The organism is Streptomyces cinereoruber (assembly GCF_009299385.1).
Taxonomy (GTDB): domain Bacteria; phylum Actinomycetota; class Actinomycetes; order Streptomycetales; family Streptomycetaceae; genus Streptomyces; species Streptomyces bikiniensis.
In genome coordinates, this window is record NZ_CP023693.1 from 1,598,457 (window position 1) to 1,622,927 (window position 24,471).

Annotated in this window: 20 protein-coding genes and 1 pseudogene; 9 read left to right on the plus strand and 12 right to left on the minus strand. The window is 74.5% G+C overall.

Going from position 1 to position 24,471, the window contains the following annotated elements; all coding sequences use genetic code 11:
* Positions 1-304 precede the first annotated feature (304 nt).
* On the plus strand, positions 305-682 hold the full coding sequence (locus tag CP977_RS07000) for a DUF1844 domain-containing protein (RefSeq protein WP_062758673.1): 378 nt from the start codon (positions 305-307) through the stop codon (positions 680-682).
* Positions 683-760: 78 nt separating this feature from the next.
* Here CP977_RS07000 and CP977_RS07005 read toward each other — a convergent pair whose 3' ends face one another.
* The 3 genes from CP977_RS07005 to CP977_RS07015 form a co-directional block, all read right to left on the minus strand.
* The gene (locus tag CP977_RS07005) at positions 761-1,495 is read right to left on the minus strand and encodes an SseB family protein (RefSeq protein ID WP_152369779.1); all 735 of its coding nucleotides are present in this window, start codon (positions 1,493-1,495) and stop codon (positions 761-763) included.
* 64 nt (positions 1,496-1,559) lie between these two features.
* Positions 1,560-2,741, minus strand: coding sequence for a type VII secretion-associated serine protease mycosin (gene mycP / locus CP977_RS07010; protein WP_152369780.1), 1,182 nt, complete (start codon positions 2,739-2,741; stop codon positions 1,560-1,562).
* The gene (locus CP977_RS07015) at positions 2,738-3,637 is read right to left on the minus strand and encodes a hypothetical protein (protein ID WP_229991592.1); all 900 of its coding nucleotides are present in this window, start codon (positions 3,635-3,637) and stop codon (positions 2,738-2,740) included. Before CP977_RS07015 ends, mycP begins: the two co-directional genes overlap by 4 nt.
* A 732-nt stretch (positions 3,638-4,369) precedes the next feature.
* On the opposite strand from CP977_RS07015, the gene CP977_RS07020 reads away from it, so the two are divergent.
* Positions 4,370-5,572 carry an amino acid deaminase/aldolase gene (locus tag CP977_RS07020; RefSeq protein WP_062758684.1) on the plus strand — a complete coding sequence of 401 codons (1,203 nt, stop codon included), beginning with the start codon at positions 4,370-4,372 and terminating at the stop codon, positions 5,570-5,572.
* Positions 5,573-5,639: 67 nt separating this feature from the next.
* On the opposite strand, the gene CP977_RS07025 is transcribed toward CP977_RS07020, so the two are convergent.
* Genes CP977_RS07025 through CP977_RS07035 form a run of 3 tightly spaced genes read right to left on the minus strand, consistent with a single transcriptional unit; the run spans position 5,640 to position 9,159 of the window.
* The gene (locus CP977_RS07025) at positions 5,640-6,425 is read right to left on the minus strand and encodes a 3-oxoacyl-ACP reductase (protein WP_062758687.1); all 786 of its coding nucleotides are present in this window, start codon (positions 6,423-6,425) and stop codon (positions 5,640-5,642) included.
* Positions 6,422-7,786: an aldehyde dehydrogenase family protein gene (locus CP977_RS07030; RefSeq protein ID WP_183953306.1), complete on the minus strand. Its 1,365-nt coding sequence runs from the start codon at positions 7,784-7,786 to the stop codon at positions 6,422-6,424. The genes CP977_RS07025 and CP977_RS07030 overlap by 4 nt, the downstream gene beginning before the upstream one ends.
* A gap of 8 nt (positions 7,787-7,794) precedes the next feature.
* Positions 7,795-9,159, minus strand: a complete 1,365-nt coding sequence (locus CP977_RS07035) for a glutamine synthetase family protein (protein ID WP_109187021.1) — start codon at positions 9,157-9,159, stop codon at positions 7,795-7,797.
* An 89-nt stretch (positions 9,160-9,248) separates the two neighbouring features.
* Between CP977_RS07035 and CP977_RS07040 the strand changes: the two genes are divergently transcribed.
* The 3 genes from CP977_RS07040 to CP977_RS07050 all read left to right on the plus strand — a co-directional run bounded on the left by CP977_RS07040 (position 9,249) and on the right by CP977_RS07050 (position 12,310).
* On the plus strand, positions 9,249-9,977 hold the full coding sequence (locus CP977_RS07040) for a FadR/GntR family transcriptional regulator (RefSeq protein WP_062758696.1): 729 nt from the start codon (positions 9,249-9,251) through the stop codon (positions 9,975-9,977).
* A 128-nt stretch (positions 9,978-10,105) separates the two neighbouring features.
* Positions 10,106-11,587 carry an ethanolamine permease gene (gene eat, locus CP977_RS07045; protein ID WP_109187022.1) on the plus strand — a complete coding sequence of 494 codons (1,482 nt, stop codon included), beginning with the start codon at positions 10,106-10,108 and terminating at the stop codon, positions 11,585-11,587.
* A 30-nt stretch (positions 11,588-11,617) separates the two neighbouring features.
* A complete protein-coding gene (locus tag CP977_RS07050) occupies positions 11,618-12,310 on the plus strand; it encodes a gamma-glutamyl-gamma-aminobutyrate hydrolase family protein (protein ID WP_152369781.1) in 693 nt (230 codons plus the stop codon).
* Here the strand turns inward: CP977_RS07050 and CP977_RS07055 are convergent, their stop codons facing one another.
* A complete protein-coding gene (locus CP977_RS07055) occupies positions 12,311-13,765 on the minus strand; it encodes a purine-cytosine permease family protein (RefSeq protein WP_062758705.1) in 1,455 nt (484 codons plus the stop codon). It abuts the gene before it with no gap.
* Between the two features lie 69 nt (positions 13,766-13,834).
* Between CP977_RS07055 and CP977_RS07060 the strand changes: the two genes are divergently transcribed.
* Both CP977_RS07060 and CP977_RS07065 read left to right on the plus strand, forming a co-directional pair.
* The gene (locus CP977_RS07060) at positions 13,835-14,485 is read left to right on the plus strand and encodes a TetR/AcrR family transcriptional regulator (protein WP_062758708.1); all 651 of its coding nucleotides are present in this window, start codon (positions 13,835-13,837) and stop codon (positions 14,483-14,485) included.
* A gap of 208 nt (positions 14,486-14,693) precedes the next feature.
* Positions 14,694-16,322: an amidohydrolase gene (locus CP977_RS07065; RefSeq protein ID WP_152369782.1), complete on the plus strand. Its 1,629-nt coding sequence runs from the start codon at positions 14,694-14,696 to the stop codon at positions 16,320-16,322.
* Here CP977_RS07065 and CP977_RS07070 read toward each other — a convergent pair whose 3' ends face one another.
* Positions 16,323-17,429: a LysR family transcriptional regulator gene (locus CP977_RS07070; RefSeq protein ID WP_229991591.1), complete on the minus strand. Its 1,107-nt coding sequence runs from the start codon at positions 17,427-17,429 to the stop codon at positions 16,323-16,325.
* 70 nt (positions 17,430-17,499) lie between these two features.
* On the opposite strand from CP977_RS07070, the gene CP977_RS07075 reads away from it, so the two are divergent.
* A complete protein-coding gene (locus CP977_RS07075; protein WP_152369783.1) occupies positions 17,500-18,681 on the plus strand; it encodes a TDT family transporter in 1,182 nt (393 codons plus the stop codon).
* Here the strand turns inward: CP977_RS07075 and CP977_RS07080 are convergent.
* The 4 genes and pseudogenes from CP977_RS07080 to CP977_RS07095 all read right to left on the minus strand — a co-directional run.
* Positions 18,608-19,333 (minus strand): helical backbone metal receptor, encoded by a 726-nt coding sequence (locus CP977_RS07080; RefSeq protein ID WP_062758724.1) that lies wholly within the window; start codon positions 19,331-19,333, stop codon positions 18,608-18,610. The genes CP977_RS07075 and CP977_RS07080 overlap by 74 nt on opposite strands.
* Before the next feature lie 61 nt (positions 19,334-19,394).
* Positions 19,395-19,946, minus strand: a complete 552-nt coding sequence (locus CP977_RS07085) for a helix-turn-helix domain-containing protein (protein WP_104860570.1) — start codon at positions 19,944-19,946, stop codon at positions 19,395-19,397.
* A gap of 173 nt (positions 19,947-20,119) precedes the next feature.
* Positions 20,120-21,910 carry an ABC transporter permease/substrate binding protein gene (locus CP977_RS07090; RefSeq protein WP_062758727.1) on the minus strand — a complete coding sequence of 597 codons (1,791 nt, stop codon included), beginning with the start codon at positions 21,908-21,910 and terminating at the stop codon, positions 20,120-20,122.
* A 262-nt stretch (positions 21,911-22,172) separates the two neighbouring features.
* A pseudogene (locus CP977_RS07095) lies at positions 22,173-23,189 on the minus strand (quaternary amine ABC transporter ATP-binding protein); the annotation flags it as partial.
* 273 nt (positions 23,190-23,462) lie between these two features.
* Here CP977_RS07095 and CP977_RS07100 point away from each other — a divergent pair.
* A complete protein-coding gene (locus CP977_RS07100; protein ID WP_062758730.1) occupies positions 23,463-24,368 on the plus strand; it encodes a 5'-3' exonuclease in 906 nt (301 codons plus the stop codon).
* Positions 24,369-24,471: the final 103 nt, after the last annotated feature.

The following is a 24,471-nucleotide window of genomic DNA, read 5'->3' on the forward strand; positions in this document are numbered from 1 at the left end:
GCCGGTACGTGAAAAACGCCCCGGACGGTACACAGGCGGGGCTCCACGGAAACCGGAGCACCGCCGCGGTGGCCGCGGGGCGCGCATTCGGGCGGTTCCATCGTCCGTACGGAACGATGGGGACCGCCTGACCGGTGACCCGCCGCCCGTGAGGGTGGTCGGGTGGGAGTACGGAGCCTCCACTTGTGGGCCGGGCACAGAGGTGTCCAGCCGGTCGTTACACAAGGTTAGCAGGACTCGTCCCGGTTCGCGAACGGGGACGGCCGCTCCCCCGTGCGGGAGGGACCGGCATATCGTGTGGGGCATGAGCGAGACGCCCCAGAACGAGTCCACCGACTCCTCCGACACCCCCGACTTCGAAGCCATGACCCGCGACATCGCCGAGGTCCCGGCGGTCGAGGTGATCGTGACAGTCGCCGTCAACCTGATGAGCGCCGCCGCGGTGAAGCTCGGCCTCACCGAGGAGGGCGACAAGCACAAGGACCTCGACGAGGCCCGCAAGCTGGTGCACGCGCTCGCGGGTCTGCTCGACGCCGGCGCGACGGAGGTGTCCTCCTTCCACGCCGCGCCCCTGCGGGACGGCCTGAAGTCCCTCCAGCTCGCCTTCCGCGAGGCCTCCCTGGTCCCGGACGAGCCGGGCCAGGGGCCTGGCGAGAAGTACACGGGGCCGGTGTACGGCTAGGACCCGTCGCGGGGGTACGGGGGTCGCCCCCCGGAAGACAACAGCCACGGGGCCGGTGTACGGCTAGGACCCGTACGTCTACACGTTCCGTACGTAGAAGGGCTCGCCCGGAGGCGTGGCCGAGGCCGGCAGGAGTGCCAGGTCGAGGCCCCGCACCAGGCGGGCCCTCAGTGTCTCGTCGGCGGCCAGGGCGCGCGCCACCCGCTGGGCGGCCTCCGCCGGGGAGGCGTCCCCGGCGAGGACCAGGGCGAGGGTGCCGTCGGCGGGGCCGGGGCCCAGGTGGGCGCGGAGCACGGCGGGCTCGGCGGCGACGGCGGCCCGGACCGCCTCCCGCACGGCGGGGTCGTCGAGCGGGTCGGCGCTGGTACGGCCCTCGGCGAGGGCCAGCAGGGCGGGCCCTGTGACCTGGTACGGCACGGGGCCCGCGAGGTCGAGGAGGAGGGTGTCCGCCTTCTCGTGCGCGACGGCCTGGAGCGCCTGGTGCAGCGGGACGGCCACGGGCCGGGCCTGCGGGTCCCAGAGGGCGAGCGAGGCGGTCGAGGTGAAGGCGGGCAGGGCGCGCCGGTCGCCGGCCGTGAGGGTGGGGACCGCCATGTCGCTGGTCTTCTCGCGGCGCAGGCCGTTCTCGTCGGTCTCGACCTCGCCGAGGACGGCGACCACGGGGACGAGGAGCCGGGCCCCCCGCAGCGCTTCGAGGACGGGGCCGTGGGCGGTTCTGTCCTCCGCCCAGGCCGCGAGGGCCGCGGCGAGCCGCGGGTCGGCGGTGCCGTCGTCGTCGGAGAAACCGGGGTCCGGGATGTTCTTGAGCGCCACGCCCCGAGCCTAGTCCCCGGACCGGTCCGCCCGGCCCGCCGGGTGCCGGGCCGGGCCCGGGGGCTCAGTCGGCGCGAGGCGTGCGGCGGAGCACCACGGCGGTGAGGAGCAGCAGGGCGCCGAGGCCGCCGAGGAGGGGGGCGAGCAGGCCGAAGGAGCGGGGCTCCTCGGCGGGGGCGGTGGGGCCGGGCCCGAAGTGGCGCCCCTGGTAGCCGGCGGCGGTGTTCTTCGGGTCGCCGCCCTTGAGCCGGGCGCCCGCCTCGATCGCCGCGGCCGGGTCGACCGTCCCGTACCCCTTGGCGTCGCTGCGGCCGCCCTCCGGCCGGCTGCGCGCGGTGTCGATGAGGAGGGTCTTGATCTGGGCCGGAGTGAGGTCGGGGTGGGCGGCCCGGACGAGGGCGACGGCGCCGGAGACGAACGCGGCGGCGGCGCTGGTGCCCCAGCCCTCGTAGTAGCGGCGGTCGGGGTAGGCCATGACGATGTCGACGCCGGGGGCGCTGACCGTGGCGTACCAGCGGCGGGTGGAGAAGGAGGCGCGGGTCCCGTAGCGGTCGACGGCGGTCACGGCGATGACGCCGGGATAGGCGGCGGGGTACGAGGCGTGGTCGCCCTTCTCGCCGCCGTTCCCGGCGGAGGCGACGACGGCGACCCCCTTGGACAGGGCGTACTGGACGGCGGCGTCCTCGCCCGCGTCGGGGTGGGCGGACTTGGAGTCGTCGCCGAGGGAGAGGTTGATGACGTCGGCGCCGTGGTCGGCGGCCCAGCGGATGCCCTGGGCGAGGGCGGTGCCCCGGCTCTTGCGGGCCTTGTCGCGGGCCTTGTCGGAGGACTCCAGGATGACCCGTACGGGCAGGATCTCGGCCTCGGGGGCGATGCCGAGGACGCCGTCCTCGCCGTCGGGACCGTGGCCGTGCCCGGCGATGATCCCGGCCATGGCGGTGCCGTGCTGGGCCCAGGCGCGGTCGCCCCGCGCGGCCCCGAAGCCGATGAGGTCGTGGCCGGGCAGGACGGAGCCCTCCAGGTCGGGGTGCTCGGCGTCGACGCCGGTGTCGAGGACGGCGACGGTGATCCCCTCGCCCCTGGTGGTGCGCCAGGCCTCGGTGGTGCGGAGGGCTTCGAGGCCCCACTGCCGGGCCCGGATGGTGTCGGCGTGCGCGGGCGCGGTGGTGGCGGGCAGGACGGAGAAGGCGGCGGCGAGCAGGACGGCCGCGCCGGCGCGCGCCCGCCGGCGGACGGATCGGTTCACCGGGCCTCCTTCTCCTTCGCCGCCGTGGTGGCGGTCGTGCGCAGCAGGCGCTCCAGGCGCTCGGTGATGCCCTTGGCCTCGTGGCCGAGGCCGGACTGGGCGACGGCGTCGGTGCGGCCCTTGGCGGTGGCCTTGTCGGCGGGCTGGGGGGCGTCGACGGCCCGGCCGTCGGCGAAGCCGGAGACGGCGGTGACGACGACGGGGAGGTCGGCGGGGGCGCTCGTCCACCAGCTCGCGCGCTGCCGGTCGCCGAAGCGGGCGGCGACGGTGGAGGGGCCGGAGAGGGCCGGGGGGACGTCCTGGCCGAGGCGGGCGGTGAGGCCTTCGCCGAGGGTGCGCTGCACGGTGGCGTCGGCGCGGGTGAAGACGAGGCCGACGGTGATCACGCTGCTGGCGGTGGCGTCGGTGTACGTGGCGCGCAGGACGCGCTCGCAGCCGAGCGGCTCGACGGCGGTGAGCAGGCCCTTGGCGAGGACGGCGGGCGAACAGGGGGCGTCCGGGGCGACGACGATCCGGGTCCAGGTGCGGTCGGCGGCGCCGGGGCCGGCGCCGGGGCCGGGGAGGGTCTGGGGGAAGAGGGCGTCGACGGGGGCGTTGTGCCAGAGCTCCCGGGCCTCGGCGTACCCGACGGGTTCGGCGGGCTTCCCGGGCTCGGAGGCCGCCAGCCACACCCCGGCGAGGGCACCGCCGATGAGCCCGAAGCCGAGCACGGCGCAGGCGGCGGCCGCGGCCGTCCGCCCGGCACTCCGCCGGTCCCGGACGGGCCGCAGCCGCGTGGTGGTCTCGACGGGCGCCTCGGGCGGCGGGGCGTAGCCGGTGGTACGGCCGTACGGCGCCGGTACGAAGGCGGCGGGCGCGGGCCGCGCAGGCGCAGGCGGCGCGGCCTGCGGGGGCACGGACCGCGCGGCCGACGGCCGGGCCGGTGCGGGCGGCCCGGACGCCGGTCGGGGCGGGGCGGCGGCCCGCGGCGGGCCGAGCGGATCGGATACGGACCGTACGGACCCGGAAGGCGCGGACGTGGGGCGGGGCGGGGTGGTCGGCGCCGGGGCGGGAGGCGCGGCCGGGGGACGAGGCGCGGCGACCTGCGGGGGCGCGGTCGGGGCGGGCGCGGGGCGGGGCGGCACGGGCGGGCGCGCCGGACCGGTCTGCGGACCGGCGGCGCCCTGCGCGGGACGGATCGGGCGGAGGCGGGCCGTCGTCTCGACGGCGGGCAGATCGGCGCCGGCGGGCCCCGGACGATCGGAAGCGGAGCTTCCGGCGGGGCCGGCTGCCACCGGGCGGGCGGGGGCCGAGCCGGCAGCAGCGGGCGGCGCCGTGTGCGCGGGAGCGGGGCCGGTGGGGCCGGGCGACGCGGTACGGGTGGGAACCGGGCCATCGACAGGGCGGGGCGGCGCCGAGCGGGTGGGAGCCGAACCCTCGGCGGGGCCGGGCGTCGTCGGGCGGGTCGGGGGTTCTGTCGGGGAGGGCGGGAGGAGGAGGTCGGTGATGCGGGAGGGTGTGGGGCGGTGCTCGCTGGTCATCCCCGTCTCCCGCTCGTGTCGACAATGCCCGTCACTCTACGGGCTGTTCCCCGCCGTACGGGAAATCAGGGGCTACCCACCCGTAAACCCGTCTGGCAAGCTCGGGCCATGACTCCCCGTGCCGGCGACCGGGCCCGTTACGACCGGGCCACCGCTCATCTCGACGCGCCCGTGGCGATCGTCGATCTCGAAGCCTTCGACGCCAACGCGGCGGACCTCGTGCGCCGGGCCGGGGGCAAGCCCATACGCGTGGCCAGCAAGTCCGTGCGGTGCCGGGCGCTCCTGGAGCGGGCGCTCGCGCGGGAGGGCTTCGCCGGGATCATGTCGTTCACGCTGGACGAGTCGCTGTGGCTGGCCCGTGCCGGGTTCGAGGACGTCCTGCTCGCGTACCCGTCGGCGGACCGCGCCGGGTTCGGGGAGTTGGCGCGGGACCCGAAGCTGGCCGCCGCCGTGACCGTGATGGTGGACGACGTGGCGCAGCTGGACCTCGTCGACGCCTCCCGCGCGGGCGGCACGGAGGAGGTCCGGGTCTGCCTGGAGCTGGACACCGCGCTCAGCCTGCTCGGCGGCCGGATCCGGATCGGCGCCCGCCGCTCCCCGCTGCGCGAGCCCGCCGAGCTGGCGGAGCTGGCCCGCTCGGTGGTGCGGCGGCCGGGGTTCCGCCTGGTCGGGATCATGGCGTACGAGGGGCACGTCGCGGGGGTCGGGGACGCGGTCGCGGGCCGGCCGCTGCGGTCGCGGGCGATCCGGCTGATGCAGTCCGCCGCCCGCAGGGAGCTGGCGGAGCGCCGGGCGGCCGTGGTGCGGGCCGTGCGGGCGGTGGCGCCGGACCTGGAGTTCGTGAACGGCGGCGGCACCGGCAGCGTGCAGCACACGGCCGCCGAGGAGGCGGTGACGGAGATCGCCGCCGGTTCGGGGTTCTTCGTGCCGCGCCTCTTCGACCACTACACGTCCTTCAGCGGCCGGCCCGCCGCGCTCTTCGCACAGCCGGTGGTCCGGCGGCCGGGCGTGGGCGTGGTGACCGTGCTCGGCGGCGGCTACCCGGCCTCCGGGGTGGCGGGCCCGGACCGGCTGCCCGTGCCGTACCTGCCGGAGGGGCTGCGGTACGACCCGCAGGAGGGGGCCGGCGAGGTGCAGACCCCGCTGCTCGGCTCGCCGGCCGACGACCTGCGGATCGGCGACAAGGTGTGGTTCCGGCACGCGAAGGCCGGCGAGCTGTGCGAGCGGTTCGAGAGCCTGCACCTGGTCGAGGGCGACCGGATCACGGCGACCGTGCCGACGTACCGGGGCGAGGGCCGCACCTTCCTGTAGGGCCTCCAGGAGCGACACGGGAACGGCCGGGCGTCTCGTGACGCCCGGCCGTTCCCGTGGGCGGGGCCTACAGCGGGGTCACGTACGCGCCCGCGATGCCGCCGTCCACGAGGAAGTCGGTGGCGTTGACGAAGGAGGAGTCGTCGCTGGCGAGGAAGGCGACGGCGGCGGCGATCTCGTCGGCCTCGGCGAAGCGGCCGACGGGGATGTGGACGAGTCGGCGCGCGGCCCGCTCGGGGTCCTTGGCGAACAGCTCCTGGAGGAGCGGGGTGTTGACGGGCCCCGGGCAGAGGGCGTTGACGCGGATGCCTTCGCGGGCGAACTGGACGCCCAGCTCGCGGGACATGGCGAGCACGCCGCCCTTGGAGGCGGTGTAGGAGATCTGGCTGGTGGCGGCGCCCATGATCGCGACGAAGGAGGCGGTGTTGATGATGGAGCCCCGGCCCTGACGGCGCATGTAGGGCAGGGCGGCCTTGCAGCAGAGGTAGACGGAGGTGAGGTTGACGTCCTGGACGCGCTTCCAGGCCTCCAGGCCGGTCTCCAGGATGGAGTCGTCGTCGGGCGGCGAGATGCCGGCGTTGTTGAAGGCGACGTCCACGGAGCCGTACGTGTCGAAGGCGGTCCTGAACAGCGCCTCGACCTGCTCGGGGTCGGTGACGTCGACCCGTACGAAGGTGCCGCCGACCTCCTCGGCCGCGGCCTTGCCGGCGGTCTCGTCGATGTCGCCGCAGACGACGTTCGCGCCCTCGGAGGCGAGGCGGCGGGCGGTGGCGAGGCCGATGCCGCTGCCGGCGCCGGTGATGACGGCGGTGCGGCCGACCAGACGGCGGCAGATGATCTCTTCGGTGGTCATGCGGTTCGGGCCTCCGTGCTGAGGAAGACGTTCTTGGTTTCGGTGAAGGCGGTCAGGGCGTCGGGGCCGAGTTCGCGGCCGAGGCCGGACTGCTGGTAGCCGCCGAACGGGGTCCAGTAGCGGACGCTGGAGTGGGAGTTGACGGAGAGGTTGCCGGCGCGGACGGCGCGGGAGACGCGCAGGGCGCGGCCGAGGTCCCGGGTCCAGATCGAGCCGGACAGGCCGTACTCGGTGGCGTTGGCGAGGCGGACCGCGTCGGCCTCGTCCTCGAAGGGGAGGACGACGGCGACGGGTCCGAAGACCTCCTCGACGGCGCAGGGGGCGTCCTCGGGCAGGCCGGTGAGGACGGTCGGCGGGAACCAGAAGCCGGGTCCTTCCGGGGCCTTGCCGCGGATGCCTTCGAGGGTGTCGGGGACGTAGGAGCGGACGCGGTCGAGCTGGGCGCGGGAGATCAGCGGGCCCATCTGGGTGCGCTCGTCGGAGGGGTCGCCGACGACGATCTCCTCGATCGCGGGGGCGAGCAGCTCCAGGAAGCGGTCGTACGCGCTGCGCTGGACGAGGATGCGGGTGCGGGCGCAGCAGTCCTGGCCGCTGTTGTCGAGGAAGGACATGGGAGCGGCGGCGGCCGCGGCTTCGAGGTCCGCGTCGGCGAAGACGACGTTGGGGCTCTTGCCGCCGAGTTCGAGGGTGACCCGCTTCACCCGTTCGGCGCACTTGGCCATGACGGCCTTGCCGACCCGGGTGGAGCCGGTGAAGACGATCTTGGCGACGCCGGGGTGTTCGACCAGGGCGTTCCCGGCGACCGGGCCGGTGCCGGGGAGGACCTGGAAGAGCCCTTCGGGCAGGCCCGCCTCCAGGGCGAGTTCGGCGAGGCGGAGCGCGGTGAGCGGGGTGGTCTCGGCCGGTTTGAGGATCACGGCGTTGCCGGCGGCGAGGGCGGGGGCGGTGGCCCAGGCGGCGATCGGCATGGGGAAGTTCCAGGGGGCGATGACGCCGACGACCCCGAGGGGTTCGAGGATCGTGACGTCGAGGCCGCCGGCCACCGGGATCTGGCGCCCGTTGAGGCGCTCCACTCCCCCGGCGGAGAATTCGAGCAGGTCGCGGACGTTTCCGGCCTCCCAGCGGGCGTTGCCGAGGGTGTGGCCGGCCTCGGTGACCTCCAGGCGGGCCAGTTCCTCGACGTGTTCGTCCACGGCGGCGGCGAAGCGGCGGAGGAGCCGGGCGCGGTCGGCGGGGGCGGCGGCGGCCCAGCCGCGCTGGGCGGCGGCGGCCCGGGTGACGGCGGCGTCGACGTCGGCGGGGGTGGCTGCGGGGACGTCGGCGACGTGTTCCTCGGTGGCCGGGTTCAGTACCTGGAGCAACTCTTTCCTCACAAGCGTTCGAAGGAGCGGCGCAGTTCCCAGTCGGTCACCGCGGCGTCGAAGGCGTCGAGTTCGACGCGGGCCATGTTGCGGTAGTGGGCGACGACCTCGGGGCCGAAGGCGGCCTTGGCGATCTCGCTGGTCTCCCAGAGTTCGGCGGCCTCGCGCAGGGTGGTGGGGACGTGGGCGTAGTCGGCGGCGTAGGCGTTCCCCGTGCAGGGTTCGGGCAGTTCGAGGCGCTGCTCGATGCCGTGGAGTCCGGCGGCGACCAGGCCTGCGACGGCGAGGTAGGGGTTGACGTCGCCGCCGGGGAGGCGGTTCTCGAAGCGGGTGGAGCGTCCGTGGCCGACGACCCGGAGGGCGCAGGTGCGGTTGTCGTGGCCCCAGGCGACGGCGGTGGGGGCGAAGGAGCCGGGCTGGAACCGCTTGTAGGAGTTGATGTTGGGGGCGTAGAGGAGGGAGAAGTCGCGGAGGGCGGCGAGCTGTCCGGCGAGGAAGTGCCGCATGGTCCCGGACATGCCGTGCTCGTCGTCCCCGGCCATCACGTTCTCCCCGGCGGCGTTCTGGAGGGAGAGGTGGATGTGGCAGGAGTTGCCCTCGCGTTCGTTGTACTTCGCCATGAAGGTGAGCGAGTGGCCCTCCTGGGCGGCGATCTCCTTGGCGCCGGTCTTGTAGACGGCGTGCTGGTCGCAGGTGGTGAGGGCCTCGTCGTACTTGAAGGCGATCTCGTGCTGGCCCGGGTTGCACTCGCCCTTGGCGGACTCCACGGTGAGCCCGGCGGCGGTCATCTCGTTGCGGATGCGGCGCAGGAGCGGTTCGACGCGGCCGGTGCCGAGGACGGAGTAGTCGACGTTGTACTGGTTGACGGGGGTGAGGCCGCGGTAGTTCGCGTCCCAGGCCTGCTCGTAGCTGTCCTTGAAGACGATGAACTCCAGCTCGGTGCCGACGTGGGCCGTGAGGCCGTGCTCCGCGAGGCGTTCGAGCTGGCGGCGGAGGATCTGGCGGGGCGCGGCGGTGACGGGGGTGCCGTCGGCCCAGGCGAGGTCGGCCGTCACCATGGCGGTGGCCTCGTTCCAGGGGACGCGGCGGAGGGTGGTGAGGTCGGGGTGCATGGCGAAGTCGCCGTAGCCGCGGTCCCAGGAGGACATCTCGTAGCCGTCGACGGTGTTCATCTCGGTGTCGACGGCCAGGAGGTAGTTGCAGCCCTCGGTGCCGTGGCCGAGGACGTCGTCCAGGAAGAACCGCGCGGCGAACCGCTTGCCCTGGAGCCGCCCCTGCATGTCGGGGAAGGCGAGGACTACGGTGTCGATCTCGCCGCTCGCGACGAGGGCGCGCAGCTCCTCGACGCGGAGCGGGGGTGTGCGGTCTGCCACGGGATTGCTCCTCCTTCGGCCTGCCGGGAGCCATAAGGTATTGCGCGAGACCATTGCTTGGGAAGTCCCGGCGGGAAGGAAACGAGAACGTGGCCAGTACGAGTGAATCGGCGGACCGGCTGACGCCCGTGCTGCGGCCGGTGCGGGCGGGCAACGGGTTCGAGGAGGCCCTGGAGCAGATCCTCCAGGTGGTGCGGCTGGGCCTGGTGCCGGACGGGGAGCGGCTGCCGGCCGAGCGGGAGCTGGCCGAGCGGATGGGGATCAGCCGGGTGACCCTGCGCGAGGTCCTGAAGGTCCTCCAGGAGCAGGGGCTGGTGGAGAGCCGGCGCGGCCGGTACGGCGGGACGTTCGTGCTGCCACGGGTCCGGACGGGCGACGAGGACGAGCTGCGCCGCCGGATCGCCTCGGTGGACGTGGAGGACACCCTGCGCTTCCGGGAGGTCCTGGAGGTGGGGGCCGCCGGGCTGTGCGCGGCCCACGGCCTGGACGCGGCGGGCGCCGAGCGGCTGCGGTCCGCCCTCGCGGCGACCCACGACGCCCCGCTCGGCGACTACCGGCGGCAGGACACCCTGCTCCACCTCACGCTCGCGGAGCTGTCGGGCTCGCCGAGCCTGACGGCCCGGTACGCGGCGGTCCGGGCGACCGTGAACGACCTGCTCGACTGCATACCGCTGCTCGTGCGGAACCTGGAGCACTCCCAGCACCAGCACACCGCGCTCGTGGAGGCGGTCCTCGACGGGGACGCGGACGCGGCGCGCGAGGTGATGCGGGAGCACTGCGCGGGGACGGCGGCGCTGCTGCGGGGCTTCCTGACGTGAGCGGGGCCCGGGCCGCACGGAGGGGCCTCGTAACCCGAAAGTAACGCACGGGGGTTGCGCCGCACCGACGGCCGACGCAAAGGTATGGCCTCAATCCATTGGGCCCGTTGCGGGGAGCTGACGCTGCCATGACGCTCGAAGACACGACCGGGAGCACGTCCGGGAAGACGCCCGGGGACGGGAAGACACCGGGAGCCCCGCCGGAGGACGACTACCTGAGGCGGCGGGCGCTGCGCCGCGGCAGCGCCGGCTGGCTGCTGCTCACCGGCCTCGGCGTCGCCTACGTCGTCTCCGGGGACTTCTCCGGCTGGAACATCGGCCTGTCGAAGGGCGGCTTCGGCGGGCTCGCCGTCGCCACCGTCCTGATGGGCGCGATGTACGCCTGCCTGGTCTTCGCGCTCGCCGAGCTCTCCGCCATCCTGCCCACGGCCGGCGGCGGCTACGGCTTCGCCCGCCGGGCGCTCGGCACCTGGGGCGGCTTCCTCACCGGAACCGCGATCCTCATCGAGTACATCCTCGCCCCCGCCGCCATCTCCATCTTCATCGGCGACTACGTCGAGTCCCTGGGGCTCTTCGGCCTGGAGTCCGGCTGGCCGGTCTACCTGGTCTGCTTCGCGCTCTTCATCGGGATCCACCTGTGGGGCGTGGGCGAGGCGCTGCGGTTCAGCCTGGTGGTGACGGCGATCGCGGTCGCGGCCCTGGTCGTCTTCGCGCTCGGCGCGTTCACCGACTTCCGCGTGGACGGCCTGAACGACATCCCGGTGGACGGCGAGGCCTTCGGCTCGAACTCCTGGCTGCCGTTCGGGCTGCTCGGGATCTGGGCCGCGTTCCCCTTCGGCATGTGGTTCTTCCTCGGCGTCGAGGGGGTGCCGCTGGCCGCCGAGGAGGCGAAGGACCCGGTCCGCTCGATGCCGAGGGCGCTTGCGATCTCGCTCGGCGTCCTGGTGCTGCTCGCCGTCATGACCTTCTTCGCCGCCACCGGGGCACGGGGCGCGGCCGCCATCCAGGAGGCCGGGAACCCGCTGGTCGTGGCGCTCCAGGGCGACGGGGAGCCGACGGCGCTGAGCCGGTTCGTGAACTACGCGGGCCTGGCCGGCCTGGTCGCCTCCTTCTTCTCCCTCATCTACGCCGGCTCGCGGCAGCTGTTCGCCCTCTCCCGGGCGGGCTACCTGCCCCGCTTCCTCTCCCTGACCAGCCGCCGCAAGTCGCCCTACCCGGGGCTCCTCATCCCGGGCGCGATCGGCTTCGCGCTGGCGGCCGGGACCGGGAACGGGGCGCGGATGCTGAACATCGCGGTCTTCGGCGCCACCATCTCGTACGCCCTGATGGCGCTCTCGCACATCGTGCTGCGCCGCCGCGAGCCGCACCTGCACCGGCCGTACCGCACGCCCGGCGGGACCCTGACCTCCTCGACGGCCTTCGTGCTGGCCCTGTCGGCCCTGGTGGCGACCTTCCTGGTGGACCGGACGGCGGCGTTCATGGCGCTCGGGGTGTACGTGATCGCCCTCGCCTACTTCGCGTTCTACAGTCGGCACCACCTGGTCGCCAAGGCGCCCGAGGAGGAGTTCGCGGCGCTCGCCGCGGCCGAGGCCGAACTCGAACGCGGCTGACGTCGTCCCGATCTCTCTGGAGGAATCCTCGTGTCCGAGCCGCTGATCGGCGTGACCACCTATCTGGACCGGGCCCGCTGGGGGGTGTGGGACATGGAGGCGGCGCTGCTGCCCGCCCCGTACCCCCGGCTGGTGCGGGAGAGCGGGGGGCTCGCGGTGCTGCTCCCGCCGGACCGGCCGGCCGTCGCCGCGACGGTGGTGGCCCGGCTCGACGGGCTGGTCGTCGCGGGCGGGGCGGACGTCGAGCCCGTACGGTACGGGGCCGAGCCCGACCCCCGTACCGGACCGCCGGCCCGCGCCCGGGACTCCTGGGAGCTGGCCCTGATCGACGCGGCCCTCGCCGCCGGCATCCCGCTCCTGGGCATCTGCCGGGGGATGCAGCTGCTCAACGTGGCCCTCGGGGGCACGCTGGTCCAGCACCTGGACGGGCACGTGGAGGCGGTCGGGGTGATCGGCCGGCACAAGGTGGAGCCGGTGCCGGGCACCCGCTACGCCTCCCTGGTGCCGGAGACGGCCGAGGTGCCGACCTACCACCACCAGGCCGTGGACCGGCTGGGCGCGGGGCTCGCGGCCTCGGCCCACGCGGAGGACGGCACGGTGGAGGCGGTGGAACTGGCCGCCCCGGCCTGGGCCCTGGGCGTGCAGTGGCACCCGGAGATGGGCGAGGACACGCGCGTGATGCGGGGACTGGTCCAAGCGGCGGCGGCCCGTGGACGTACCTGATCAGGCGGCCGCGCGGGCGGCGAGCACCGTGCGGTCGCCCCGCATCAGGAGGGCGTAGAGGGCGGCGGAGACGCCCATGCCGACGGGCAGCGAGAGGTCGGCGCCGCCGAGGGCGGCGGCGACGGGCCCGGTGTAGAGGGTGTTGACGCAGAGGGACGCGGCGGCGACGCCGCAGACGAGGGCGAGCGCCCCGGCCCGGTTGACGCCGGCGGTGTACCAGAAGGGGCTGCCGGGGGTCTCGTCGGAGAGCGCGGCGCCGTCGTAGCGGCAGCGGCGCAGCAGGACGTCGGTGACGTACACGGCCATGAGCGGGCCGACCAGGACCGTGATCACCTGGAGGGCGTTGCTGACGGTGTCCAGGAAGTCGGAGACGAGCACGCCGTACAGGGTGAGGGCGACGGCCACGGCTCCGTCGAGGAGGACGCTGACGGAGCGGCGGACGCGCAGGCCGACGGCCTGGAGGGCGAGTCCGGCGCTGTAGGCGGTCAGGGCGTTGATGGCGATGGTGCCGAGGACCAGGGCGAGCAGGAAGACCGGCACGAACCAGCCGGGCAGGATCTCCTGGAGCGCGGTCTGCGGGTCGGTCATGTCGACGGTGGTGGCCGCGAGGGCGCCGAGCGAGGAGACGACGACGCTGGGCAGGAAGGCGCCGAGGGCCGTCCAGCCGACGATCGCCTTCTTCGAGGCGGTGCGGGGCAGGTAGCGGGAGAAGTCGGCGCTCGTGGTGTACGAGAGCGGGCCCGAGGCGATCATCGTGGTGCCCGCCAGGAGCAGGGTCCAGAGCTCGGCGCCGGAGAGGCGCTCGGCGGGGACGTACGCGAGGTCGGCGTGGAGCAGGACGGCGAACGCGACGACGGCGAAGGCGGCGGCGAGGGCGAGCGTGATCGGCAGGTACAGCCTGACGATCAGACCGTGCCCGTAGACGCTGATGACCAGCGTGAGGGCGGCGATCACCACGATGACGACCACCTCGACGGGGACGGTGACCGCGATGCCGGTCTTCTCCACGAGCGCGAAGGCGGCGGTGGCCGCGGCGGCCAGGTTGAGGGCGAAGTAGCAGACGGAGACGAGCCAGCCGCCGACGGCGTTGTTCACGCGGTTGCCGCGGACGCCGTACACGGCCCGGGTGATCACCTCGCTGGGCGCGCCGGCGGCCGGGCCCGAGGTGGCGAGCAGGCCGGTGAGCACCCAGAAGAGGTTGCCCGCGACGATCACGCCGAGGGCCTGCCAGAGGCTCAGGCCCATGAGGACGAGGGCGCCGCCGATGACCAGGCTCAGATAGTTGACGTTGGCCGCGGCCCACACGGAGAACAGCTCGCGGGGGTGTCCGTGGCGCTCCTCGTCGGGGATGTGGTCGATGCCGTGGGCCTCGATGCGGCCGGGCCGATCGGCGGCCGGAGGGGTGACCTGAGCGGCCCGGGAGGCCGGGTCCTGGTCGGGGATCGTGGAAGCCATGCGGCCCTCCGGAAGCGTGTGGTGCCCACCTGGTTGCTTATTGGTCGCACACTCAATAGCATCCCCGGTATGTCGTCAAGCGTCGAGCGCAAACGAATCCGGAAAACCCCCGAAGCCCGGCGGGCGGAGATCGTGGAGGCCGCGGCCCGGGTCGCCCTGACCGAGGGCCTGGAGTGCGTCACGCTGCGGCGGATCGCCGAGGAGCTGGCCGTACGGCCGGGTCTGATCAGCCACTACTTCCCCTCGGCGGAGGAGCTGGTGGCCGAGGCGTTCGCCGTGGCCGCCACCGGGGAGCTGGACTCCCTGCTGCCCGCCGAGCGGCCGCACGGCACCCCCGCGCAGTACCTCGCGCGCTACTTCGCCCTCTCGGCCGGAGAGGCGTACGACGACATCAGCCGCCTGTGGATCAACGCCCGGCACCTCAGCCGCTACCGGCCCGTCCTGCGCGACCGGGTCGCCGAGCAGGAGCTCGCCTCCGACGACCGCCTCGAAGGGCTCATCCGCGAGGGCGTCGAGCGGGGCGAGTTCCGCACGGACGACCCGCGCGCCGCGGCCATCCAGATCCTGGTCGTCCTCGACGGCCTCGGCGCCCACGCCAACACCGACCGGAGCAACCGGCCGGAGGCCGTGACCCGCATGGCCGTCACCACGGCGGAACGCGAACTCGGGCTTGAGGCCGGGGCGTTGACGGAGACGCCGCTGCCGGGCGTAGCGGACTGAGCCCCCGGTCGTACGGCGCGTCGAGCCGCCGGGCGGGCCCGATCCGTAGAGGCTGGTCCGCACCGGTCTTCCCCTCGGGGGCCGCCCTGTACGCGTCTCCGCCCCGCACGCTCCGGACGCGCCTTCCCCCATACGCACCTCCGCCCATCCGCGCGACCCGCCCCCGTACCGCCGAAGAACCACCCCGCAACCCTCCCTGGAGCCACCCGTGCGCACCCGACTCGTCCTGCTCTCCGCCCGTCTGCTCGACCCCGGCACGGGGGCGTTCCTGCCCGAGACCGCGCTCGCCGTCTCCGACGACGGCCGGATCGCGGCCCTGGGCGACGACCGCGGGATCCGCGCGCTCGCCGGTCCCGCGACCACCGTGATCGACCTCAAGGGGGCCGTCGTCACCCCCGGCCTCGTCGACGGGCACGTGCACCCGGTCAGCGGCGCCGAGCTGACGCACGGCCTCGACCTGTCGTACTGCGCCGACCTCGACGACGTCCGGGAGGCCCTCGCCCGCGAGGTGCGGACCCTGGAGCGCGGGGCGTGGCTGTTCGGCTGGGGCCTCGACCCGAACGTCTTCGGCGACCGCCCCCTCGGCATCGCCCCCTTCGACGCCGTCCTCGACGGAGTGCCCGCCTTCCTGCTGCTCTTCGACGCCCACTCGGCCCTCGCCAGCCGCCGGGCCCTCGAACTCGCCGGGGTCGACGGCCCCCGCACCTTCGACCAGGCCTCCGCCGAGGTCGTCTGCGACGCCGACGGGCGCCCGACCGGCCTCCTCCAGGAGGACGCCGCCTGCGAACTGGTCGAGCGGGTCGCCCCGAAGCCGACCCGCGAGGAGAGCCGGGAGCGGCTGGCGGCCGCGCTGCGCGCCATGGCCACCACGGGCCTGACCGGCGGCCACGCCATGGACGCCAACGGCGACAGCCTCGCCCTGTACGGGGAGCTGGACGCGGCCGGCGAGCTGCCGCTGCGGCTCCGGGTCGCCCCCTGGTGCCAGCCCGGCACCGACGCCGACGGCGTGCGCGAGCTGATCGAGCGGCAGGGCACCGGCGGGGCGCTGTGGCGGGTCGCCGGCGTGAAGCTCTTCATGGACGGGACCATCGACAACGGCACCGCGTGGCTGGAGCGGCCCGACTGCCACGGCGAGTCCACGCACGCGTTCTGGCCGGACCCCGAGGCGTACACCCGGATCGTCGGCGAGCTGCACCGGGCGGGCGTGCCCACCGCGACGCACGCCATCGGGGACGCGGCCGTCCGGCACGTCCTCGACTCCGTCGAGAAGGCGCGCGCCACGGGCGGCGGCGAGGTGCGGCACCGGGTCGAGCACATCGAGACCGTCCCGGACGACACCCTGCGCCGCTTCGCCGAGCTGGGCGTCGTCGCGTCCATGCAGCCCACCCACTGCTGCGACTTCACCCGCGCCGACCACACCGACAACTGGTCGCGCCGGCTCGGCGAGGAGCGCGCCTCGCGCGCGTGGCGCTGCCGGGACCTGCTGGACTCCGGGGCGGCCGTGGTCCTCGGCTCGGACTGGCCGATCGCGCCGTTCCCGCCGCTCGGCGTGATGGCCGGGGCGCGGCACCGGCGCCCCAGCCGCGACCTCGGGCAGGCGCCGCACGGGCCCGAGCAGGCGCTGACGCCGCTGGAGGCGCTGCGGGGCCTGACGACGGCTCCGGCGTACGCGGCGGGCGAGGAGCACGAGGCGGGCCGGATCGCCGTCGGCCACCGCGCCGACCTGGCCGTCTTCGACGGCGACCCGCTGACCACGGCCGCGACGGAGCTGCCGGACCTGCCGGTGCTGCTGACGGTCCTGGACGGGCGGATCACGCACCGGGCGGCGAGCGTCTGATCACCGCTCCCGGGGCCGGTCGCGGGTCAGGGAGAGCAGGTCCCGGGCCGGGCCCGTGGGGCGGTGGCCGGTGGGCCAGACGGCCCGCAGGTCCCGGCGCAGGACCACCCCTTCGACGGGGACGGCGACCAGGCGGCGGGAGGCCAGCTCCTCGGTGATCGCGAGTTCGCTGAGGACGGCCGGCCCGGCCCCGCTGACGGCGGCGGCCTTCACCGCCGTCGTGGAGGCGAGTTCGAGGAGCGGCCGCGCGAGGCCGCCGTGGGCGGCGAGGGCCGCGTCGAGGACCTGCCGGGTGCCCGAACCGCGCTCCCGCAGCACCAGCGGGGTCGCGGCCAGCTCGGCCGGGTCGAGCGGGGCGCGGCGGCGGGCCCACGGGTGAGAGGGGGCCGCGACGATCGCGAGGCGGTCGTGCGCGACGACCACGCCGTCGAGGCCGTCCGGGACGGCGAGGCCCTCCACGAAGCCGACGTCCGCGTCGCCCGCGAAGAGGCGTTCCGCGACGGCCGCCGAGTTCCCGGCCTGGAGCGACACGGCGGTGTCGGGGCGCTCGGCGCGCAGGGCGATCAGCCAGCCGGGCAGCAGGTACTCGGCGATCGTCATGGACGCGGCCACCCGCAGCCGCGAGTCGCGCCGCCCGCGCAGGGCCTGCGCCCCAGCGTCGAAGGCCTCCGCCGCCTCCACGATCCGCCGCGCCCAGTCCGTGACGAGGGCGCCCGCGTCGGTGAGCCGGGAGCCGCGCGGCGAACGGTCGACCAGCGCCACCCCCAGCTGCCGCTCCATGGAGCGGATCCGGCTGCTCGCGGCGGGCTGGGTGATCCCGGCCTCGCGGGCGGCGGCCCCGAGGCTGCCGTGCCGGGCGACGGCGAGGAGCAGTTCGAGCGCGCCGAGGTCGGGGACGCGGTGGGAGAGGTGGGGGCGGGGGGCTCCGTCCGCCGGCCCGCTCCCGGTACCGCTCCGGGCGCTGTTCCCGGTGCCGCTCCCGGCCCTGTTCCCGGCGCCGCTCCGGGAAGCACCCCGGTCTCCGCCCTCGTACACGCCGCCCCCGTACGTCCCGTCCTCGTACGCGCCGTCCTCGTGGGCCCCACCGCCCCGCGTTCCCCTGCTCATAAACCCAGCTTATGGCGTCATAGCCGCATGATCCCTGGTCCGGGCCCGGGAACGGGACGACGGTGGGGTCATGGCAAGCGTCGCACCCCTCCACCCGACCCCCCTCCCGGTCCCCCGCGCCACCACTCCCGGCGTCCGGCCGGGCCCGCGGGTCCGCTCCGTCCGGCACCTCGGCCCCCACTGGTACGCCTCCGTGATGGGCACGGCGATCGTCGCCACCGCGGGCGCCGCCCTCCCGGTGCACGTCCCCGGCCTCCGTACGGTCTGCGCGACGGTCTGGGCCCTGTCGCTCGCGATGCTGCTCGTCCTGCTGCCGGCCCGCGCGCTGCACTGGGTCCACCACCGCGACCAGGCCCGCGCCCACCTCATGGACCCGGCCGTGGCCCCGTTCTACGGCTGTCTGTCGATGGCGCTGCTCGCGGTCGGCGGCGGGGCCCTGATCGTGGGCCGGGACTGGATCGGGCTCCCGGCGGCCGTCGCGCTCGACACCGTCCTGTTCGCCGCCGGCACGCTGATCGGCCTGGTGGCGGCCGTGACCGTCCCGTACCTCATGGTGGTGCACCACCGGATCGAGAGCGCGTCCCCGGTGTGGCTGCTGCCGGTCGTCGCCCCCATGGTCTCCGCCGCCCTCGGCCCGCTGCTGGTGCCCCACCTGCCCCCGGGGCAGGCCCGGCAGACGCTCCTGATCGGCTGCTACGCGCTGTTCGGCCTCAGCCTGCTCGCCACCCTGCTCGTGCTGCCCCTGGTCTTCGGGCGGCTCGTCACCGGCGGTCCGCCGCCGCTCGCGCTCACCCCCGCCCTCTTCCTGGTCCTCGGCCCCCTCGGCCAGTCCACGACCGCCGCGAACAAGTTCGCCGACGCGGCCCCGGGCGTGCTGCCCGAGCCGTACGCGCAGGGCTTCGCCGCCTTCGCCGTCCTCTACGGGGTGCCCGTCATGGGCTTCGCGCTGCTGTGGCTAGCGCTCGCCGGGGCGATGGTGCTGCGGGCGCGGCGCCGGGGCATGGGCTTCGCGATGACCTTCTGGGCGTTCACCTTCCCGGTCGGCACCTGCGTGACCGGCGCCGGGGGGCTGGCCGGACACACCGGCCTGGCCGCCTTCCGGTGGCTGGCGGTCGGCCTGTACGCGCTCCTCGTCGCGGCCTGGCTGGTGGCCGCCCTGCACACCGCGCGCGGGCTCGTCAGCGGCGCGCTGCTCGCAGGGCCCGGGACAGCCGCTCCGGGGCCTCGGCCAGCGACGGCCCGTACCAGGTGAGCATGCGCCCGTCCACGAGGGCGGCGGCGGTCCCGGGGAAGGCCTCGGGGCCGTCGTCGCGCGTGAAGCGGTAGGGCTCGTCGGGCAGGACGACCAGGTCGGGGGCGGTGGCGCGCAGCTCGTCGAGCGGGAGGCGGGGGTAGCGCTCGGGATGGTCCGCGTACGCGTTGCGGACGCCGAGGCGGGCGAGCAGGTCGCCGGCGAAGGTGTCGCGGCCCAGGACCATCCAGGGACGGCGCCAGATCGGCACGACGGCGGTGAGCGGCGCCTCCGGGTGCGGGGGCGCGACCGCCGCCCAGGCGTCCTCGGCCTCCGCGAGCCAGCGGGGGCGGCGGGGCGCGCCGCAGGCGGCGAGGGTCCGGGCGAGCTCGCGCAGGCCCTGGTCGAGGGTGCGGACCTCGGTGACGAGGACGTCGAGACCGGCGGCGCGCAGGGCGTCGAGGTCGGGGGCGCGGTTCTCCTCCTCGTTGGCGAGGACGAGGTCGGGGCGCAGGGCGGTGATCGCGGGGACGTCGGGGTTCTTGGTGCCGCCGATCCGGACGACGTCGAGACCGGCCGGGTGCGTGCACCAGTCGGTGGCGCCGACGAGCACGCCGGGCAGGGTGACGGCGACGGCCTCGGTGAGGGAGGGCACGAGCGAGACGACCCTCATCGCGACGCCTCCGGGATCTCCCGGTCCGTCGTGGCCGTACCCCCGAAATCCCCCCGGCCCCTCATTCCTCCTCCGCCTCCACGTGCTCCCCGATCGCCACGACCAGGAGCCGGGTGCCGGGCTCGGTGGCGCGCCAGCGGTGCCGTACCCCGCCGGAGAGGTAGAGGGTGTCCCCCCGGTCGAGCCGGTAGGCGCGGCCCTCGGCCTCGACCTCGGCGGCGCCGTCGGCCACGTAGAGCAGTTCGTCGTTGCGGTGCTGGAACTCGCGGCCCGCGTCCTGCTCGCCGGTGAACTCCAGGGCGTGCAGCTGGTGGCGGCCCCGGACCAGGGACCGGACGCCCTCGGGCAGGTCGGGAGAGGTCTCCCCGGACCGTACGACGTCGACGGTGCGGGAGGCCTCGGCGACGGCGAGGAGTTCGCCGGCCGTGGTCTCCAGGGCCCCGGCGACGAGTTCGAGGGAGCGGCGGCTGGGGCGGGCCCGGTCGTTCTCGACCTGGCTGAGGAAGGGCACGGAGAGGCCGCTGCGGGAGGCGACGACGGCCAGGGTGAGCCGGAGCTCTCTGCGGCGCCTCTTGACGGCCGCGCCCACGCGGGGCGACTCCTTCTCGTCCATGTCGGCTCCCTCCCTCTCGCCTCGTGCCCGTCGCGACCCTCGTACCGGTCGGTTACCTGAACCTTACGCAGCTTCGGGGCGGGGTTTCGCGTCGTGCGGAAAAGGAGCGGTCGCCGTGCACATACGGCGACCGCTCCTTTTCGGACAGGAACCGTTCCGGTCCCGTCGGGCGGCTACTGCGGGGTGAGCTTCTCCGCGAGACCGGGGTTCCGGTCGAGCCAGGTGCGGACGGCCTGCTGCTCCTTGCCCTTTCCGGTCTCCTGGATGACGGCTTCGAGGTCCGTGAGCTGCTTCTCGGACAGCTCGAAGTCCTTCAGCCAGGCGCCGACCTCGGGGTTCTCCCCGGTGAAACCCTTACGGGCGAGGGTGTGGACGCCGTCGCCCTTGCCCCAGGTCCCCTTGGGGTCCTTCAGCTTCTTCAGGTCGTGGGCGGAGTAGGCCCAGTGCGGGGACCAGAGGGTGACGACGACGGGCTCCTTGCGCTCGTACGCGCGCTTCAGCTCGGCGAGCATGCCGGGCGTGGAGCCGTCCACCACCTTGTACTCGCCCTCCAGGCCGTACTCCTCGAGCACCTTGTCCTTGAGGATGCCCATCATTCCGGCGCTGGGCTCGATGCCGACGATCCGGCCCTTGAACTGCCCGGCCTTCCCCTTGAGGTCGGCGAGGGAGTCGACGCCCTTCACGTACGAGGGGACGGAGAGCTCCAGGGAGGTGGGGCCGTACCAGGAGCCGAGGTCCTCCAGGTCGTTCTTGTACTTCTCCCAGTACTGGGCGTGGGTGACGGGCAGCCAGGAGTCGGTCTGGAAGTCGAGCTGCCCGCCGGCCAGGCCGGTGTAGAGGGCGCCGGCCTCCAGCTGCTTGGCGTCGACCTCGTAGCCGCGCCGCTCCAGGAGCTCCTTCCACAGGAACGTGGAGGCGATGCCCTCGTCCCAGGGGATGTAGCCGATGCTGATCTTCTTGCCGTTGCCGCCGCCGGCGTCTCCGGAGCCGGTGCCGAGGAAGCCGGTGCCTCCCGCCACGAGGGCGAGGACGACGACGCCGACGAGGGCGGTGACGGGCTGCGGCCGATGGGCCCAGAGCTTGGCGCCGGGGCGCTTGGCGGTCGCGGCGCGCGCCTTGGCAGCGGCGCGGCGGCCCAGCGGGGAGACCTGGCGGCCGAGGGCGCCGGTCATCCGGTCGAGGTACATGGCGAGGACGACGATGGAGACGCCGGCCTCGAAGCCGAGGCCGATGTCGACGTTGCCGATGGCGCGGTAGACGGCGCCGCCGAGCCCGCCGCCGCCGACCATGCCGGCGATGACGACCATGGACAGGCCCAGCATGATGACCTGGTTGACACCGGCCATGATCGTCGGGAGGGCGAGCGGCAGTTGCACGCGCAGCAGGGTGTTGCGCGGGGTGGTGCCGAACGCCTCGGCCGCCTCGACGAGTTCGCCGTCGACCTGGCGGATGCCGAGCTCGGTCATCCGGACGCCCGGGGGCAGCGCGAAGACGATGGTGGCGATGATGCCGGGGACCACGCCGACGCCGAAGAAGATGATGCCGGGGATCAGGTAGACCATCGCCGGCATGGTCTGCATGAAGTCGAGGACCGGGCGCATGACGGCGCTGACGGTCTTCGAGCGGGCCGCCCAGATGCCGAGCGGCACGGCGATCACCAGGGTGACCAGGGTGGCGACGAGGACGAGCGAGAGCGTCGCCATGGCCTCGTCCCAGAGCTGGACGGAGTCGACCAGCGCGAGGCCCGCGAAGGCGAGGAGGCCGGCGGCGAAGCCGCGCAGCCACCAGGCGACGACGGCGAGGATGCCGGCGAACAGCAGGGGCTGGGGCGCGGACAGGACGGCGTCGATGCCGTCGTAGAGGCCGGTGACGCCGGTGGTGACGGCGTCGAAGAGCCAGGAGAACTGGGACTGGAGCCAGTCGACGGAGGTGTCGACCCACTGTCCGAGGGGGAGCCTAGGCACCGGCGGTCACCTCCCGGCCGTTCTTCGCGGAGGCGTTCTTCGCGGAGGCGTTCTCGGCGCCGTCGCCGCCCTTCGTGACGGAGGTACGGCCGGAGGTCTGCGCACCGGATTTCTCGATGCCGGCGTTCTCCGTATCGGAGCCCTGCGCGCCGGAGTCCTGCGTGCTCGCGTCCTCCGCGCCGAGGTCCTTGGTGGCCGCGCGCCTGTCCTCGACGCCCTTCGTGGTGACGTCCTTCACGGCGGTGTCGTGCGTGCCGAGGCCGCCCATCACGCCGAGGAGGCGCTCCGGGGACACGACCCCGAGGACGGTGCCGTCGGTGTCCTCCACGGTCACGGGGTGCGGGGCGCCGGCGGCGATCGCGCACAGGTCCGCGACGAGGGTGTCGGGCCCGACGGGCCGGCAGGAGCAGTCCTCCGGGCAGTCGGCGGCGGGGGCGCCCGCCGCCATGACGGCGGAGGCGGTGAGCACGCGGGAGCGGTCGACGTCCTGGATGAAGGAGGCCACGTAGTCGTCGGCGGGGCGGACGAGGATGTCCTCGGCGGTGCCGAGCTGGACGATCCTGCCGTCACGCATGACGGCGATCCGGTCGCCGAGCCGCATGGCCTCGTTCAGGTCGTGGGTGATGAAGACGATGGTCTTCTTCAACTGCTTCTGGAGGACGAGGAGCTGGTCCTGCATGTCGCGGCGGATCAGCGGGTCGAGCGCGCTGAACGACTCGTCCATGAGGAGCAGGTCGGCGTCGGTGGCGAGCGCCCTGGCCAGGCCGACGCGCTGCTGCATGCCGCCGGAGAGCTCGTCGGGCCAGGACTTCTCCCAGCCGGCGAGACCGCACAGGGCGAGGGCCTCGGCGGCGCGGGTCTCGCGCTCGGCGCGGGGCACGCCCTGGACCTCCAGGCCGTAGGCGGCGTTCTCCAGGACGTTCCGGTGCGGGAAGAGCGCGAAGTGCTGGAAGACCATGCTGATCCGGCGGGAGCGGACCGCGCGCAGGTCGCGGGGCGAGAGCGCGGTGAGGTCGTCGCCGTCGAAGAGGACCCGGCCCGCGGTGGGTTCGAGCAGCCCGTTGAGCATGCGCAGGAGCGTGGACTTCCCGGAGCCGGACAGGCCCATCACGACGAAGATCTGGCCGGGCTCGACGACGAAGCCGGCGTCCACGACGGCCGCTGTCGTCCCCTCGGCGCGCAGCTCCTCGCGGTCGGCACCGTCCACCAGCCTGCGGACGGCTTCGTCGGGTCGTCTGCCGAACACCTTGTACAGGTGGTCGGCCTGGAGCCTGGACACATACACCTCACGGGTAGCAACGAAGAACGGCCCCGCCACCCCCGCGAGGCCGGACCGTGGAGCCCGCGGGATCGGCCCGCACCCCGTCGCGTACGGGACCTTTTCGTTGAATTCCGCACCGGGGTTCACTCCGGGGCCGCGCATGCCCGGGGCCGAAGGGCACAAACGCAAAGGTGACGGGGGTCACGGAAAGACGGTCCGGAAGTCCCGTTTCCGGTGTTCCCCCGACGCGTCTCGCCGCGCCATAGGATCGGCCGGGTGACGCGACGTTTGATGCTCCTCGACACCGCCAGCCTCTACTTCCGCGCGTACTTCGGCGTGCCGGACTCCGTCCGGGCCCCCGACGGCACCCCGGTGAACGCCGTGCGCGGGCTGCTCGACTTCATCGGCCGGCTCGTCCAGGACCACCGCCCGGACGACCTGGTGGCCTGCTGGGACGACGACTGGCGCCCGCAGTGGCGGGTGGACCTCATCCCCTCGTACAAGGCGCACCGGGTGGCCGCGGAGACGGAGACGGGCCCGGACGAGGAGGAGGTCCCGGACACGCTGGCCCCGCAGGTGCCGGTGATCGAGGAGGTCCTGGCGGCGCTCGGCATCGCGCGGATCGGGGCGGCCGGGTACGAGGCGGACGACGTGATCGGAACGCTGACGGGCCGGGCCGCCGGACCGGTGGACATCGTCACGGGCGACCGGGACCTGTTCCAACTGGTGGACGACGCACGGCGGGTGCGGGTCCTGTACCCGCGCAAGGGCGTCGGCGACTGCGACCTGGTGGACGACGAACTGATCCGTACGAAGTACGGGGTGCGCCCCGACCAGTACGCGGACTTCGCGGCGCTGCGCGGGGACGTCAGCGACGGCCTGCCGGGCGTGAAGGGCATCGGCGAGAAGACGGCGGCGCAGCTGATCACGGAGTACGGGGACCTGGCGGGGGTGCGGGCGGCGGCGCAGGACCCGGCGTCGAAGCTGACCCCGGCCAAGCGGCGCGGGATCGTGGAGGCGGCGGCGTACCTGGACGTGGCGCCGACGGTGGTGCGGGTCGCCACCGACGTACCGCTGCCGGAGTTCGACCCGGCCCTGCCCGCCGGGCCCCGCGACCCGGCGGCCCTGGACGCGCTGGTGAAGCGGTGGGGCCTCACCGGGGCCGTGGGGCGGCTGCTGCCGGTCCTGGAACGCTGATCCGGAGGGCCCGGACCGGTCCGGAGATCCTGACCGGTCCGGAGATCCTGGCCGGTCCGGAATCGGGCTCCGCGTGCCGCGGGGTGCTAGCTTAGGCATACCT